The sequence below is a fragment of the Saccharomonospora sp. NPDC046836 genome (genome assembly GCF_040645195.1).
GTDB lineage: Bacteria > Actinomycetota > Actinomycetes > Mycobacteriales > Pseudonocardiaceae > Prauserella_A.
Map to the genome: position 1 here is coordinate 60,027 of NZ_JBEYXW010000025.1, position 15,412 is coordinate 75,438.

The window sequence follows — 15,412 nt, forward strand, 5'->3', positions numbered from 1 at the left end:
GAGAGCGCTCAGCGATACCGGGGAGCAGCCTGCTAGCTCGTCTCGATGAGCTGCTTGGCGACGTCCTTGGCGTTGCCGATGGCGCCAGGAACGATGCCGAGTGACGCGGTCACGGTGGCACCCTCCAACAGCACGAGGAGTGAGGTCGCGAGCTTGCGCGGGTTGCGAACACCCGCCTCTCTGGCGAGGGTGCGCAGGTACTCGAGCAGCCACTGCTTCTGCTCACGGATCACCTCGCGACCGGGATGCGAGGCATCGGGCAGCTCGGCCTGAGCGTTGAGGAAGGCGCAACCGCGCGGGTTCTCCGTCGCGATCCACTCCTCCAGCGCGTCGAACACCAGCAGCACCCGCCGCGCCGGCGTGATCCGGCCTCGCTGCTCGACCACGCTTAGCAGATGCTCCCGCCAGCGCTCGTCCCGGCGGCGGAGGTACTGACCAATCAGCACGTCCTTCGAACCGAACCGGTCGTACAACGTCTTCTTCGTTACCCCGGCCTCACTCGCGATCGACTCGACACCGACAGCGTGAATTCCGTTGTCGTAGAACAGTCGTCCGGCCACCTCGAGCACCCGCTCAGCAGCCGGGGTCAGCGTCAGTCCTTCCGTCACACCTTGACGGTATACCGATCGGTTTAGTACGTCTAGTAACCACACCGGTCGGTATACTCAGGAGGGTTGCATGCGTCCTATCCCGACAGACGCCTGGCTGGCAGCAGGTTTCGTTCTGATGTGGAGCTCTGGCTTCATCGGCGCCGTCCTCGGTACCGCTGTCGCTCCTGCGGCGACCCTCTTGACGTGGCGGTTCGTGGTCGTGGCTGTGCTGTTCGGAGTCTGGTGGGCGATGCGGCGCAGGCGCCGGATCTCCGTCCGCGATATCGCCCTGCACGCGTTCATCGGCCTGCTCTCCCAGGGCGTGTACCTGTCCGGCGTGGTGTGGTCCGCCGAATACGGGGTCCCCGCCGGGACCGCGGCCCTCGTCACCGCACTGCAGCCGATCGTCGTAGCCGTACTGGCCGGCCCGCTGCTCGGCGAACGCACCCGCGGCCGGCAGTGGTTCGGCCTGCTGCTCGGGCTGGGCGGCGTGGCACTCGTCGTCGGCGCGGACCTCACGACGCCGGAGGCCGCGCCGGCTGTTGCGTACGCACTGCCGTTTCTCGCGATGGGCGGCCTGGTTGCCGCGACGTTCACCGACCGCCGCATGCCCACCGCACTGCCGCTGGCCGACTCGCTGCTGATCCAGTGCTCGGTGAGCGCGGTGTTGTTCACCGGGGTCGCCGCGGCGACAGGCACCCTCACCGTGCCGACGGACGGTCAGTTCTGGCTCGCCGTCGCCTGGGTCGTGGTGCTCTCCACGATCGGCGGCTACGGCTCCTACTGGGGTCTCGTACGGCGCGGCTCACTGACCCGGACCTCGACGTTGCTGTACCTGACGCCGCCCACCACGATGTTGCTCGCCCACCTGATGTTCGGCGAGGAGCTCAGCGCCTACGGCCTGCTGGGGCTCGCCGTCTGCGGCGGCGGGGTGTGGCTCGTGCTGCGCTCACCGGGCGAAATGTCGGTGCCTGGCGAGATGATGTCGACATGTTGCTCGACGACGTCGTCCGGGCGTCCGCGGCGCTCGCGGCCACCCGGTCCCGCAAGGCCAAGATCGCGACACTGGCCGAGCTGCTGACCGCGGCTCCGCGCGAGGAACTGGCACCCGCGGTCGGGTTCCTGACCGGTCAGCCCCGGCAGGGACGGATCGGCACCGGCTGGCGAACGCTCGCCGACCTCCGCACCACACCCGCACCGGTCCCGACAGTCACGGTCGCCGCCGTCGACGCCGTGCTGAGCGAAGTCGCGGCGGTCAGTGGCAGCGGGTCCGCGAAGCGCCGCGCAGCGGTGCTCGGCGCGCTGTTCGCGAAAGCGACCGAGGCCGAACAGGATTTCCTGTTCCGCCTGCTCACCGGCGAGCTGCGGCACGGGGCGCTGGAAGGCGTGATGGTGGACGCGATCGCGACCGCCGCCGATGTGCCCGGCGAGGTGGTCCGTCGCGCGTTCATGCTGTCCGGCAGGTTGCCCGAGACAGCAGGAGCGGCAATGGTGGGCGGCAGCTCGGCGCTCGCGGAGTTCCGGCTCGAACTGGGCAGGCCCGTCCGGCCCATGCTGGCCTCGCCCGCCGAGACGCTCGACGACGCACTGGCCGAGCTCGGTTCGGTGGTCGTCGAGTACAAGTTGGACGGTGCACGGATTCAGGTGCATCGCGACGGCGACGATATCCGTGTCTACACAAGGACATTGCGTGAGATCACCGCGCACGTCGGTGAGCTGGCGCAGCTGGTGCGCTCGCTGCCGTGTGAGTCGGTCGTGCTCGACGGGGAAACGCTCGCGCTCACTGACGACGGCAGGCCGCGGCCCTTCCAGGAGACCATGTCGCGCTTCGGCAGCACCCGCGAGGAGCAGGTGCGGGCGCTGCTGCTGCGGCCGTACTTCTTCGACTGCCTGCATCTGAACGGCACCGACCTGCTCGATGCCCCGCTGCGGGAGCGCAACGCCGCGCTACGCGAGGTCGCGGGCGAGCACATGATCCCCGGCGAGAGCGAGCCGGCCGACCCCGCCGCACTGCTGGCCGGCTCACTCGCCGCCGGGCACGAAGGCGTAATGATCAAGGACCTCGACTCGCCCTACGCGGCGGGACGGCGGGGCCGGTCATGGCTGAAGGTGAAACCCGCGCACACGCTCGACCTGGTGGTGCTCGCGGCCGAATGGGGGCACGGCAGGCGCACCGGCTTCCTGTCGAACCTGCACCTCGGCGCACGCGATCCGGACGGCGGGCCGCCGATCATGGTCGGCAAGACGTTCAAGGGTCTGACCGACACACTGCTGGCCTGGCAGACCGAGCACCTGCCGCAGCTCGCGACCCGCCGTGACGACTGGACGGTATATGTGCGGCCGGAGCTCGTCGTCGAGATCGAGCTCGACGGCGTGCAGACCAGCCCGCGCTACCCCGGTGGTGTGGCATTGCGGTTCGCACGTGTGCTGCGCTACCGCCCGGACAAGGAGCCGGCTGATGCCGACAGCATCGACGCGGTGCGCGCCATGTTGCGCCCCGTGAACGGCTAGGGTTTCCAGTTATGGCAGCGACTGTGCAGAACGTGGTGACCTCCGGGGTGTTCCAGCTGGACGGCGGTAGCTGGGACGTCGACAACAACGTCTGGATCGTCGGCGACGACTCCGAGGTGATCGTCATCGACGCGGCGCACGACGCGACCCGGATCGCCGAGGCGGTCGGCGGGCGCACGGTCAAGGCGATTGTGTGCACACATGCGCACAACGACCACGTCAACGCGGCCCCCGAGCTGGCCCGGCTGACCGGCGCGCCGATCCTGCTGCACCCCGACGACCGCGTGCTGTGGGGCCTGACCCACCCCGACCGGACCCCTGACCGGGAGCTGGCCGACGGCCAGAGGCTCACGGTCGCCGGCACGGACCTGCAGGTCATGCACACCCCTGGCCACGCGCCGGGCGCGGTCTGCCTCTACGCCCCCGACCTGGGCGTGGTGTTCACCGGCGACACGCTGTTCCACGGCGGTCCCGGCGCCACCGGCCGCTCGTACTCGGACTACCCGACGATCGTGGGCTCCATCACCGAGCGGCTCTTCGCGCTGCCCGCCGAGACCGTCGTGCACACCGGCCATGGGGAGCACACGACGATCGGCGCCGAGAAGGCGGGCTCGCAGGGCTGGGAAAAGCCCTGAGGTCTCCGGCCTGCTCGGCGTTGCAGGCACTGAGCACGTAGGCTGAGGTCTCGTGCAGTTTCTGGATGGCCACCGGCCCGCTCACGACCTGACCTACGACGACGTCTTCCTGCTCCCGAACCGTTCAGCGGTCGAGTCGCGCTTCGACGTCGACCTGTCGACCGTGGACGGCACCGGTACCACCATTCCGGTCGTCGTCGCCAACATGACCGCCGTCGCGGGCAGGCGGATGGCGGAGACCGTGGCCCGCCGCGGCGGGCTCGTCGTGTTGCCCCAGGACGTCGACCCGGCCGCCGTCGCAGACATCACCACCTGGGTCAAGCAACGGCACACGGTGTGGGACACCCCGCTCGTGCTCACCCCCGGTGACGCCGTCGCCGACGCGCTCAACCTGGTCGGCAAGCGCGCGCACGGCGCCGTGGTGGTGGTCGACGTCGATGGCCGCCCGGTCGGAATCGTCGACGAGGTCGCCTGCAGCGGCGTGGACCGGTTCGCCCGGCTCGGCGAGGTGGTCGACAACGCCGTGCTCACCTGCCCGCTGGACACGCCGCCACGCCAGGTGTTCGAGCAGCTGCACGACCACGGCGGGCGGCTGGCGCTGGGGATCGACGGCAATGGCCGGCTCGCGGGCGTGCTGACGCAGGTCGGCGCGCTGAGGGCGGGCATCTACCGCCCGGCCACCGACGCGCAGGGCAGGCTGCGGGTGGCCGCGGCCATCGGGGTGAACGGTGACGTCGCGGCCAAGGCGGAGGCCGTGCTGGCCGCGGGCGTCGACGTGCTGGTCGTCGACACCGCACACGGGCACCAGGAGAAGATGCTGACCGCGCTCAAGGCCGTGCGGTCGGTGTCGCCGGGGGTGCCGGTCGTGGCGGGCAACGTGGTGACGGCGGCGGGTACCCGCGACCTCATCGAGGCCGGTGCCGATGTGGTGAAGGTCGGTGTCGGCCCTGGCGCCATGTGCACGACGCGGATGATGACCGGCGTCGGCCGTCCGCAGTTCTCGGCGGTACTCGACTGCGCCGAGGCCGCGCGTGCACTCGGCAAGCATGTCTGGGCCGACGGCGGTGTCCGGCACCCGCGGGACGTCGCGCTCGCGCTGGCGGCCGGCGCGTCGGCGGCGATGGTCGGCTCGTGGTTCGCCGGCACCCACGAATCACCCGGCGACCTGCGTTACGACGAGCACGGCAGGCCGTACAAGGAGTCCTTCGGCATGGCGTCCAAGCGGGCCGTCGGCGCCAGGACACGTACCGACAACGGGTACGAGCGCGCTCGTAAGGCACTGTTCGAGGAGGGCATCTCCTCCTCGCGCATGGCGCTCGACCCGGCCCGTCCCGGTGTGGAGGACCTGCTCGACTCGATCACCGCGGGCGTGCGCTCGGCGTGCACCTACGCGGGTGCGAGCAGCCTTGCGGAGTTCCATGAGCGGGCGGTGCTCGGTGTGCAGTCGGCCGCCGGCTTCGCCGAGGGCCGCCCCCTGCCTGCCGGCTGGTGACGGCCCCCGGCGACTCGCTCAGCCGTGGTGCTCCAGCATCTCGGTGACCAGTGCCGCGATCGGCGAGCGCTCGGAACGCGTGAGCGTCACGTGCGCGAACAGCGGGTGCCCCTTGAGCTTCTCGATCACCGCCGAGACGCCGTCATGCCTGCCGACCCGCAGGTTGTCCCGCTGCGCCACGTCATGGGTCAGCACGACCCGCGACGCGGTGCCGAGCCGGGACAACACCGTCAGCAGCACGTTGCGCTCGAGCGACTGCGCCTCGTCCACGATGACGAAGGCGTCGTGCAGCGAGCGGCCACGGATGTGCGTCAGGGGCATGACCTCGAGCATGCCGCGGTCGAAGACCTCGTCGAGCACCTCCTGGCTGACCAGCGCACCGAGGGTGTCGAACACGGCCTGCGCCCATGGCTGCATCTTCTCGCTCTCGGAGCCGGGCAGGTAGCCGAGGTCCTGGCCACCGACCGCGTACACCGGGCGGAAGACAACGACCTTGCGGTGCAGGCGCCGTTCCATCACCGATTCGAGGCCTGCGCACAGGGCGAGCGCGGACTTGCCAGTGCCGGCCCTGCCGCCCAGTGACACGATCCCGATGTCGGGATCGAGCAGCAGGTCGAGTGCGACCCGCTGCTCGGCGGAACGCCCGTGCAGGCCGAAGGCCTCCCGGTCACCCCGCACGAGCCGCACCTGCTTGTCGGGTGTGACCCTGGCGAGTGCGCTTGTGGTGCCGGCGAGCAGGCGCAACCCGGTGTGGCACGGCAGCTCGGCGGCCTCGGGAACACCGTAGTCACCCAGGTCGACCACGTTCTCGGAGAACAGCGCATCGATGGCTTCCTGGGGCACGTCCAGGTCCGCCGTGCCGGTCCAGCCGGACGGTGTCACGTCCTGCGCCCGGTACTCGTCGGCGTCCAGACCCACCGCGCCGGCCTTCACCCGGAGCGGGATGTCCTTGGTCACCAGCGTCACCGCCGTGAGCTCGGTGGCCAGGTTGAGGGCACAGGCGAGGATCCGGTGATCATTGGAGTCGGTGCGGAACCCTGGCGGCAGCACTGTCGGGTCCGAATGGTTGAGCTCGACGTGCACGGTTCCGCCCTCGTCACCGATCGGCACGGGGGCGTCGAGGCGGCCATGCGCACGCCGCAGATCGTCGAGCAGGCGAAGAGCCTCTCTCGCGAACCAGCCGAGTTCCGGGTGGTGCCGTTTTGCTTCCAGCTCACTGATGACGACGAGCGGCAGGACCACCGAATGCTCGGCGAACCTGGTGATCGCCCAGGGATCGGACAGCAGCACGGACGTGTCGAGCACGTAGGTGCGGCGCTGTGAACCGGGTGAACCGGAGAATCCCTCAGTGCCGAAAGCACTGGTCGTTGAGTGGCCGGAGGCCTTCCGGGGCAAACGCTGCGCAGTCACGACGGCATCTCCCTCGTGGGCGTTGACACCACGCCCGCACTCGCTGGGCCGGGCACTGCCCTGGCTGGTCGCTCTCCCTGACGCCGAGGCGTCAGCTCATGCGGCCATGAGGGCCCGGTGCCGGCCCCCTCGTGCGTTCCCGAACGGCTTCGCCGTCCACTTCAGCACTGCCACGACCAGGGCCTCCCGCGACGATCCACATCGGTTCGCGGACCGTCACTTCGGAAGCTACCTGCGTGAGCGACGTGATGCAGGCAGCCAGCCAGGTGATTCGCCGATTCGTCATCTCACCGTCGGTGGCCCGTCACACAATGCCGCGAAAGACTACTCTCGGTAGCGCCTTCATGCCCGGTAAACAGCTCGTAAGACTGGTGTTTCACCATAACGTGCACCGTTTTCCTCACGCATGACGAACACGCTCCGCTCTATAGCAAGGCGAATTCCCCCGCAAGTCAGACTTCAGATTTCCCATGCCAACGAGTGGTTCACCCACAGGTGGAACTCACACAATGGTGTAAATGGAGTAACGGAACTAGGCCGGGTGACGTAAATTCTTCCCCGGACGCACCCGGTGTATGCGGTGAGTCCAGCTTCGAAATTCGAACTAGGAGTGTGTGCGAAGTGCTGAAGAAGGCTGGTTTTGTGACCGCCACCACTGCGGCGTTGCTGATGGTCGGCGGCACCGCGTTCGCTGCCCCTGCTGCCTCCGAGGCCCCCGTGTCGGCCGTCGACGGCATCACGTTCTCCGACGCGTACTACACGTTCATCGAGGGTGGTGCGGCTCTCGGCTACGGCGCCGCCTCGCTGGTCGCGGGCGCCTACGCGGGTATTGCTCGCACCCCGGCGCTGATCCTCAGCCCGACTGGCGACTGATCGCACGACAGCGTATGACTGTGGCCCGCGAGCACTGCTCGCGGGCCACAGTCGTGTTCGGGGTCAGGCGCCGTAGCGGCGGTGCCGGACGGCGTAGTCGCGGAGCGCGCGCAGGAAGTCGACCCGGCGAAATGCCGGCCAGTAGGCTTCGGTGAACCAGAATTCGGAATGCGCCGATTGCCACAGCAGAAAACCGGACAAGCGCTGCTCACCGGAAGTGCGAATAATCAGGTCCGGATCGGGCTGGCCCGACGTGTACAAATGCTCCGAAATATGATCCACGTCCAGGATCTTGGCCAGCTCATGGATTGTGGTCCCCTCGTCGGCCTGCTGTTTCAGCAGCTTGCGGACCGCGTCGGCGATCTCCTGCCTGCCGCCGTAGCCAACGGCCACATTGACGACCATGCCATGACGGCCGGCAGTACGCTGCGTAGCGGCGGTGAGGCGGGCGGCGACGTCGGTCGGCAGCATGTCGAGCGCACCGACAATGGACAGCCGCCATGGGTTACCCGGCCGGGCGAGCTCGTCGACGACATCCGGAATGATCTCCAGCAGTGCCGCGACCTCGTCGTTGGACCGGCTGCGAAGGTTCTCCGTTGACAGTAGCCAGAGGGTGACCACCTCGACCTCGGCTTCGCGGCACCAACCGAGGAAGTCGGCGATCTTCTTGGCCCCCACTCGGTGCCCGCCGTTGACGTCGGTGAACCCCGCTTCGCGGGCCCAGCGCCGGTTACCGTCGAGGATCACCCCGATGTGACGTGGATGCCGCCCGCCTGCCTGCTGGATCAGGCGCCAGGCGTAGACGCTGTAGACGACGTCGGAGAGGAACGAGCGAAGACTCACGTCAGAGCAGCGTACGCCGTGGGGCGACGTGATGTTCGCAGCGCTCCCCGGCTGACGGATGCGAGCAAACCTACGGTTCCGTAACCTGGCTTCCGTGAGCCTTGGGACCGAGAACCGCCACGACCCGTCAGCCGCGCTCAACCGTCCCCGGCTGCGGGGGCACATCCATTTCTGGAGCTTCTTCGGCGCGATCGCGGCCGGCGCCACCCTGATCGCGCTGGCCGCCTCGACGGTCTCCGGCGTCGCGGCGTCCGCGACGTCGGTGTACGGCGCTACCGTGCTCGGCGTCTTCGGCGTCAGCGCCCTCTACCACCGCCGTATCTGGAGCCCGCGTGCCTACGCGTGGATGAAACGTGCGGACCACTCGATGATCTTCCTGTTCATCGCGGGCACCTACACGCCGTTCACCCTGCTCGCGATGACGCAGCCCACGGGCTACATCGTGCTCGCGGTCGTGTGGACCGGCGCGCTAGCCGGCGTCGCGCTGAAGATGCTCTGGCCGCAGGCACCACGCTGGCTGGGCGTGCCGATCTACATCGCTCTCGGCTGGGTGGCCGTCTTCGTCCTGCCCGAGCTGGCGAACACGGGCGGGGTCGCGGCGCTGGTGCTGCTGCTCGTCGGCGGCTTCTTCTACACGGTGGGCTCGATCTTCTACGCCACCCGCTGGCCGGACTTCTGGCCCCGCACCTTCGGGTACCACGAGTTCTTCCACGCGTGCACGGTGCTGGCCGCGATCTCGCACTACATCGCAATCTGGCTGGTCATGTACGCCTAGCAGGCGTTTACCTTTTCTGAATCTTGCCCAGGCCGTCATACTGCTTGGTCACAGCCTGGCCCTTCCTGCACGTCGCGAGCCCGCTCGAAGAACGCGTCGACCGCGCTCCATGTCCACTCGTGGCTACTCGGCAGCAGGTGTTTATGACCCGCAGCGAGAAGCCGGGGTCGGAGTGCCCGAGGTAGCAGGACAGCGCCTTGATCGACTCTTCACTGTCGACGAACACCGGTGCAACGCCCGGCTTCCTCGGAGCCTCCGAGGATGCCTTTGGAGTGGACCTGCCGCCCAAAGGCCACCACGTGCGCGGGTCGGTCGACCGCCTCCACTGCCTCACCCCACTCGGTCAGCAGTTTCCGGGTGTCGAGGTCCACAAAGGATCGCTGTCCCAGACCGGGAGGTGGTCGCCGCCGTAGATGAGCTGGTCATGGTTGGGCCACCAACCTTGGCGCAAAGTCGCGTCCGTGACCTGCCGGATGACTCCGTGTGGGATCGATCCCCCCAGCGCCGCGCGCAGGTGTCCAGCAGTGCGTTTTGCTAGGGACCGGGCGACAATCGGGCCCGTTTCTCCTGGTCCCAGCGGTCCAGCAGTTTAGGGAACTCGCGTGCCATGAATCCGTACATCTCGGACATAACTCGAAGTCGTTCTCGGGGCGCGACGTCGTTGCCGACCACGCGCAGCGCCTGATTCACCAAGTCGTTGAAAGCGTCGAGTTCGGCCATTTTGGCGCGGAAGGCGCGGCCGAAGACGTCGTCAGTCAGCCTGTAGCGCTCCCGGCGTTGGCGAGGCAGCCGGTAGCGCTCGATCAGTCCGGCGGCGTCCAGTTGCCGTAATGCCACGCTCATGCTGCTCTTGGCGGTGGCGAGTTCGGTGCAGAGGTCGGGCGCGTCGGCTGAGCCATCCGGGCTGATGAGCAGCCAGCCGAGCACTCGACCCGAGGTCCGACTCAGGCCGAGCCGCTCGAAGAACATCCCGGCGTCTTCGATGAACTGTTGCCGGGCGGCCATGGTGTTCATCGTCGTTCACCAGGGCCAATCCGGATTGCCGGTGGCTTGTTGTGAGAGGCCCCACAGGCGCGCGCGGGCTTGCGCGTCGTAGGCGAACGCCGGCGCGGTAACGGGGTGTTCATTCTCGTCAACGTAGATGCCTCGGAGTTCGACGCGCGGGTCGCCTGCCGCGGTCACGTGTTCGGTCCAGGTGGTCTCCCTTGTGGCGATGGAGACATAGGTGTCGGCCAGCCGCTCGGGTGGTGCCGCCAGCCGGTTCTTCGGGGCGTACACCAGGCGCAGCAATCGGGGCAGCGCGTCGACGCGGTCGGCATCCAACCGGACGGCAGGTACCCGGATGCAGGCGACGTCGAGTTTTCCGATGGCACGTAACGCAAGGTGGTAGCTCATCATGATCTGGGCGAGTTTGGCGTGGTAGTAGGCCTTGGTCGCGCTGTACCAGCTCGCACTGTCAAGTGCGTCGAAACGGATCTTGATCCGCGGCATGGAGACCAAGCCTTTGCTGGCCACAGAGATGAGCCTGGGCCGTGGCGCGCTCGCAAGCAGGTGACTTAGCCCGGCCGTGACCTGGAACGGCCCCAGGTGGTTGGTGGCCCAGAACAGCTCGTGCCCGGCGGAGGTGAACTGGGGGGTACGCACCGTCTGGTCGAACACGGCGGCGTTGTTAATCAGGACGTCAAGGTGGTCCGTTTCGCCGCGGATGCAGGTCACGGCCGACTCGATCGAAGCGGCCTCGCTCAGGTCGGCGAGCACGAGCCGTGCCGGTGTCCGAGCGCGGCTGTTGATGCGGGCTAGAGCGGCTTGGCCCCTGTCAGGCGACCGACAGATCGCATAGACCTGGTGTCCCTCGACGGCAAGCCGTTCGGCGGCGCGTAGTCCGATACCCGAGTTGGCCCCAGTGATCGCGACGACCAGCGGTTTGGTGACCATGGCTACCCTCTCGAATGAAGCTCTGCGTGTTCGGTTTGTTCCGAACAAAGCATACATCCTGTGGCGGATCACCGTGGCACGCGAGGGCAGTCTGCCTGGTCGATACTGGTCAGTAAGAAACCGTCATTACGAGGAGATCACTCCCGGTTCGAGACAAGATCATCTCAACGCTTTTCCCCGCAAAACGATGGCAAAACAGCAGGCCGTAACACGTCAGACAGCAGCGAGAGCCCCGAGAACTGTCGAGCATCAAACTCACAGCTCAGAGGACCTCTTGATACGAAAGCGCCAGTCATCAAGATCCCGCGATCTCGCACTACATCGCGATCTGGCTGGTCATGTACGCCTGAGCGCTCTTCGGCGAGGCGATCAACTCCGTCACCTGTCCACGCGGCTCAACGTCAGGCCAGGTTGGGGCCTTGCGCCCGCAGGTCGTCCACTGTAGACATCGCCGTGCGCAGTTCGGCTAGCCACGAGTCCGCGTGCTCGCCTACCAGTTTCACCGCCCAGGCAAGGGCTTCCGAGCGCGAGCGGGCCACGCCTGCGTCCACCAGCGTGTCGAGTACGCGCCGTTCCGGCTGCCGCAGCCTGGTCATCACGGGTACCGAGATCGTGGTGAACAGCTCGCGCGTATCACCGATCCGCGCTCCCCACGCGACCTTGCGGCGGTACCGGTGCTCGGCCTGCCGCGCGATCTCGATGCGGTTGTCCCTGGTGTCCTCGCGGAAGCGGCTGATCCGGCCCGACTCCGCGGCCGCCTTGGCGGCGTCGTCAGAGTATTCGGCGGTCAACGGTGGCAACTCGCCGACGACGATGATCTCCTCGCGGTCGACCGTGATCTCGGGCTCCCCGGCGAACCAGTCCTCGGGCAGCCGCCCACTGAACCAGGCCGCCGCGTCGCTTGTATCGGGAACCTCGGCCTGCTGCCAACCGCCCCGACCGCGCCATCCTTGTCGCATCGGTGCCTCCTCGGCTTGATTACACGATTACATCACTACAGAAGGTACGCCGAAAGACCAATGCGATATGGGGTGTTCACCAAGGGCGGAAAGTCAGTCCGCGGCCAGCACCAGTGCGAGGTCGTCCACCGTCGTGACCGGGCGCTCACACACGTAACCACGGCAGACATAGGCGGCCGGAGCATCATCGACCAGCGGGCGGTCCGCCAGCAACGGAACCCCTTTGGCCTCGGGCGGCCCGCCTAGTACGACGCCGCCGCCGTGCACCTGCCGCGCCGCCTCCACCAGCAGCTCCGCACGAGCCGCCGCGTCCTGCCCGACCACGGCGACCTGTACCGGACCTGCCAGCAGCGCCTCGGCTACGGTCAACCAGTTGCCGGCGAACCGAGGCGCCTGCGCTGCGAGCGCGCCGGCGCGGCGCACAGCTTGTTCGCACGCTGAGCGGTACCTGCTCGCCTGTTCGTGGCCGGCCAGCGCCGACGCCGTCAGCAGTGCGCTCGCCAGCGCGGAGGCACCCGCCGGGGTCGCGTTGTCGGTGGGGTCCGATGGCCTGTGCACCAACGCCTCGGCATCATCGGCGGTGTCGTGGAAAGCTCCGGGGGCTTCAGCGGCGAACCGTTCGAGAGCGACGTCGAGGAGCGCGCCGGCTTCCGCCAGCCATGCCGGCTCGCCGGTCGCCTGGTGCAGCGCGAGCAGCCCGTCGGCAAGGCAGGCGTAATCCTCGAGTACGCCTGCCGCCTCGCCCACCACGCCGCCGCGCGAGCTACGGCGCAACCTGCCCTCGATGAAGTGCTTGTCCAGCAACAGGTTCGCCGCCGCCACGGCTGCCTCGACCCACTCCGGGCACTCCAGCGCGACGCCGGCCTCGGCGAGCGCGGTGATGGCGAGCCCGTTCCACGCCGCGATCACCTTGTCATCGCGTGTGGGCTGCGGGCGTTCCGCCCGCGCCGCCAACAGCGCCGAGCGCACCCGAGCCCACCGGGCCTCATCGTCAGGGTCACGCGGTAGCTGCAAGGTCGACATGCCGTGCTCGAACGTGCCCTCCGCCGTCACCTGGAACAGCTCGGCGGCCCACTGCCCTTCCTCGGCACCGAACACCTCGGTCAGTTGCTGCGGCGTCCACACATAGGTCAGCCCCTCGACACCGTCGGTGTCGGCGTCGAGCGAGGCCGCGAAGCCGCCCTCCGGCGTGCGCAGGTCCCGCAGCAGGAAGTCCGCGGTCTCCCCGGCGACACGGGCGGCCAGCGCCGATCCCGTGCGTCGCGCCAGGTGCGCGTAGCACCGCAAGAGCAACGCGTTGTCGTAGAGCATCTTTTCGAAGTGTGGCACCACCCAGGCCGCATCCACCGAATACCGTGCGAAGCCACCCGCGAGCTGATCGTAGATGCCACCTCGCGCCATTCCCTCCGCCGTAAGCTCCACAATGGACAGAGCTTCCGGCGAGCCGGTGCGCTCGTAATGGCGCAACAGGAACTCCAGCACCATTGACGGCGGGAACTTGGGCGCGCCGCCGAAACCACCGTGCCCCGGGTCCATGTCGTGCCGCAGCGTGGACACCGCCACCCTGATCGTCTGCTCGTCCACCGCATGTTCCCGCAGTGGCGCGGTCTGCTGCGCGATATGACTGACGATCTTGCTCGCGCCGTCCTTCAGCTCGTCCGGGCGCTCCGCCCAGGCCTGCGTCACAGCGGTGAGCAGCTGCGTGAACGAGGGCATCCCGTGACCGGGCACAGGCGGGTAGTAGGTGCCGCAGTGGAAAGGCTCGCCGTCCGGGGTGAGGAAGCACGTCATCGGCCATCCGCCGTGGCCGGTCATCGCCTGCGTCGCCGTCATGTAGACGGCGTCGATGTCAGGCCGCTCCTCGCGGTCCACCTTGATGTTGACGAAGTTGGCGTTCATCAGCGAGGCGGTCTCGTCGTGCTCGAACGACTCGTGCGCCATCACGTGACACCAGTGGCATGCCGCGTAGCCGATCGAGAGCAGAACGGGCACGTCGCGCCGTTTCGCCTCGGCGAGCGCCTCGGCACACCACGGCCACCAGTCCACCGGGTTGTCGGCGTGCTGCAGCAGGTAGGGGCTTGTCGCTGTCGCCAGACGGTTGGACATGCCTCCAGGGTCGCACGCCGGGCTCAGGTGCGCTCGGTCCTCGTCGACTCACTCGCGGTCGCGTCGACCTTGCCCGCGGACTCGTCGTCCGCCGAGGTCTCCTGCTGCTCTGGCTGCTCGGTTTCGTCGAAGGTCGCCGGTACCCGCTTGAGGTGCTTGGTCATCGAGCGAATCAGGAAGACGACAGCGATGAAGAAGAGCAGCAGGAGCAGGAAGCCGACCGGGGAGGACTTGCCGAAGTCCTCGCCCTGGCCGCCGTTGTCACCGGTGCCCGGCTGTTGCGCCAGGAAGGCGGCACCGGTCATCATCGGCACGGCCGCGAAGGCCGGAAGCGTCATGTGGTCACCTTCTCTCGCACCCCTGCGAACAGATCGTCCTCCGGAAGCGTGCTGTCCACAATCGAGCGTACGAGCTCGTACTCCTCGGTCGGCCACACCTCCCGCTGAAGGTCCAGCGGGAGAGCGAACCACCGGCTTTCCGGGTCGATCTGGGTGGCGTGCGCCTTGAGCGCCTCGTCACGGACCTCGAAGTAGTCGTCGCAACGGACCCGCGTCGTGACCCGCTCGATGACATCCGCCTTGTCCGGGTCCCATCGATCGAGCCACTCGTCGTACGGGGAGTCGAGGCCACGCGCGACGAGCGCCTCGTGGAACGCGGTGATCTTGGCCCGCGAGAAGCCGTGCGAGTAGTACAGCTTCAGCGGCTGCCATGGCTCGCCGGCATCCGGCCAGCGCTGCGGGTCCGGCGCGGCATCGTAGGCAGCGACCGAGATCTCGTGGCAGCGGATGTGGTCGGGGTGCGGGTACCCACCGTTCTCGTCATAGGTGATGACGACGTGCGGTTTGAACTCGCGGATGACCCGCACGAGCGCCTCGGTGGGCTGCTCGATCGGTACCGTCGCGAAGCATCCCTCCGGCAACGGCGGCATCGGCTCGCCCTCGGGCAGGCCCGAGTCGATGAAACCGAGCCAGCGATGCTGCACGCCGAGAATCTTGGCGGCGCGAGCCATCTCCTCCCGGCGCAGCTCGGTCATGTTGGCGTGCACCTCCGGCCGGTCCATCGCCGGGTTGAGCACGCTGCCCGCCTCGCCGCCGGTGCAGGTGACGACCATGACGTCGTAGCCCTCGGCCACGTAACGCGCCATCGTCGCGGCACCCTTGCTCGACTCGTCGTCGGGGTGGGCGTGCACCGCCATCAGCCGGAGTGCCCCGCCTTGCCCGGTCACCGTTGCTCCGTCAGATCCCACCATGACCGACTAGGCCCCTCTCGCCACCTACGCTGTC

At 68.0% G+C, this 15,412-nt stretch carries 15 protein-coding genes and 1 pseudogene; 6 read left to right on the plus strand and 10 right to left on the minus strand.

The genetic code is table 11. The annotated features are described in order from the left end of the window. Nucleotides 1-32: 32 nt before the first annotated feature. Nucleotides 33-608: a TetR/AcrR family transcriptional regulator gene (locus ABZ863_RS24980; RefSeq protein ID WP_358539992.1), complete on the minus strand. Its 576-nt coding sequence runs from the start codon at nucleotides 606-608 to the stop codon at nucleotides 33-35. Nucleotides 609-678: 70 nt separating this feature from the next. Between ABZ863_RS24980 and ABZ863_RS24985 the strand changes: the two genes are divergently transcribed. From ABZ863_RS24985 to ABZ863_RS25000, 4 genes are read left to right on the plus strand one after another with little or no spacing between them, the layout of a single operon-like run. Further along, complete coding sequence (locus tag ABZ863_RS24985; protein WP_358539995.1) at nucleotides 679-1,671, plus strand: DMT family transporter; 993 nt, start codon at nucleotides 679-681, stop codon at nucleotides 1,669-1,671. Further along, nucleotides 1,581-3,101: an ATP-dependent DNA ligase gene (locus ABZ863_RS24990; protein WP_358539998.1), complete on the plus strand. Its 1,521-nt coding sequence runs from the start codon at nucleotides 1,581-1,583 to the stop codon at nucleotides 3,099-3,101. Before ABZ863_RS24985 ends, ABZ863_RS24990 begins: the two co-directional genes overlap by 91 nt. Before the next feature lie 11 nt (nucleotides 3,102-3,112). After that, nucleotides 3,113-3,736 carry an MBL fold metallo-hydrolase gene (locus ABZ863_RS24995; protein ID WP_358540001.1) on the plus strand — a complete coding sequence of 208 codons (624 nt, stop codon included), beginning with the start codon at nucleotides 3,113-3,115 and terminating at the stop codon, nucleotides 3,734-3,736. A 52-nt stretch (nucleotides 3,737-3,788) separates the two neighbouring features. After that, nucleotides 3,789-5,228: a GuaB1 family IMP dehydrogenase-related protein gene (locus tag ABZ863_RS25000; RefSeq protein WP_358540004.1), complete on the plus strand. Its 1,440-nt coding sequence runs from the start codon at nucleotides 3,789-3,791 to the stop codon at nucleotides 5,226-5,228. Nucleotides 5,229-5,246: 18 nt separating this feature from the next. On the opposite strand, the gene ABZ863_RS25005 is transcribed toward ABZ863_RS25000, so the two are convergent. Further along, nucleotides 5,247-6,638: a PhoH family protein gene (locus tag ABZ863_RS25005; protein ID WP_358540007.1), complete on the minus strand. Its 1,392-nt coding sequence runs from the start codon at nucleotides 6,636-6,638 to the stop codon at nucleotides 5,247-5,249. Between the two features lie 642 nt (nucleotides 6,639-7,280). Between ABZ863_RS25005 and ABZ863_RS25010 the strand changes: the two genes are divergently transcribed. Further along, nucleotides 7,281-7,511: a hypothetical protein gene (locus ABZ863_RS25010; RefSeq protein WP_358540011.1), complete on the plus strand. Its 231-nt coding sequence runs from the start codon at nucleotides 7,281-7,283 to the stop codon at nucleotides 7,509-7,511. Between the two features lie 63 nt (nucleotides 7,512-7,574). Here the strand turns inward: ABZ863_RS25010 and ABZ863_RS25015 are convergent, their stop codons facing one another. Further along, on the minus strand, nucleotides 7,575-8,354 hold the full coding sequence (locus ABZ863_RS25015; protein WP_358540014.1) for an isoprenyl transferase: 780 nt from the start codon (nucleotides 8,352-8,354) through the stop codon (nucleotides 7,575-7,577). A gap of 94 nt (nucleotides 8,355-8,448) precedes the next feature. Here ABZ863_RS25015 and ABZ863_RS25020 point away from each other — a divergent pair, with 94 nt between their 5' ends. After that, a complete protein-coding gene (locus tag ABZ863_RS25020; protein ID WP_358540017.1) occupies nucleotides 8,449-9,129 on the plus strand; it encodes a hemolysin III family protein in 681 nt (226 codons plus the stop codon). 233 nt (nucleotides 9,130-9,362) lie between these two features. On the opposite strand, the pseudogene ABZ863_RS25025 reads toward ABZ863_RS25020, so the two are convergent. The 7 genes and pseudogenes from ABZ863_RS25025 to mca form a co-directional block, all read right to left on the minus strand. Next, a pseudogene (locus ABZ863_RS25025) lies at nucleotides 9,363-9,661 on the minus strand (replication initiator protein); the annotation flags it as partial. Nucleotides 9,662-9,663: 2 nt separating this feature from the next. After that, nucleotides 9,664-10,143 (minus strand): MarR family transcriptional regulator, encoded by a 480-nt coding sequence (locus ABZ863_RS25030; protein WP_358540020.1) that lies wholly within the window; start codon nucleotides 10,141-10,143, stop codon nucleotides 9,664-9,666. A gap of 6 nt (nucleotides 10,144-10,149) precedes the next feature. After that, the gene (locus tag ABZ863_RS25035; protein ID WP_358540023.1) at nucleotides 10,150-11,136 is read right to left on the minus strand and encodes an SDR family NAD(P)-dependent oxidoreductase; all 987 of its coding nucleotides are present in this window, start codon (nucleotides 11,134-11,136) and stop codon (nucleotides 10,150-10,152) included. 329 nt (nucleotides 11,137-11,465) lie between these two features. Then, nucleotides 11,466-12,023: a hypothetical protein gene (locus ABZ863_RS25040; protein WP_358540026.1), complete on the minus strand. Its 558-nt coding sequence runs from the start codon at nucleotides 12,021-12,023 to the stop codon at nucleotides 11,466-11,468. A 93-nt stretch (nucleotides 12,024-12,116) separates the two neighbouring features. Then, the gene (locus tag ABZ863_RS25045; RefSeq protein WP_358540029.1) at nucleotides 12,117-14,129 is read right to left on the minus strand and encodes a thioredoxin domain-containing protein; all 2,013 of its coding nucleotides are present in this window, start codon (nucleotides 14,127-14,129) and stop codon (nucleotides 12,117-12,119) included. 23 nt (nucleotides 14,130-14,152) lie between these two features. Next, nucleotides 14,153-14,467: a hypothetical protein gene (locus tag ABZ863_RS25050; RefSeq protein WP_358540031.1), complete on the minus strand. Its 315-nt coding sequence runs from the start codon at nucleotides 14,465-14,467 to the stop codon at nucleotides 14,153-14,155. Beyond that, the gene (mca, locus tag ABZ863_RS25055) at nucleotides 14,464-15,378 is read right to left on the minus strand and encodes a mycothiol conjugate amidase Mca (protein WP_358540034.1); all 915 of its coding nucleotides are present in this window, start codon (nucleotides 15,376-15,378) and stop codon (nucleotides 14,464-14,466) included. Before mca ends, ABZ863_RS25050 begins: the two co-directional genes overlap by 4 nt. Between the last annotated feature and the right edge of the window lie 34 nt (nucleotides 15,379-15,412).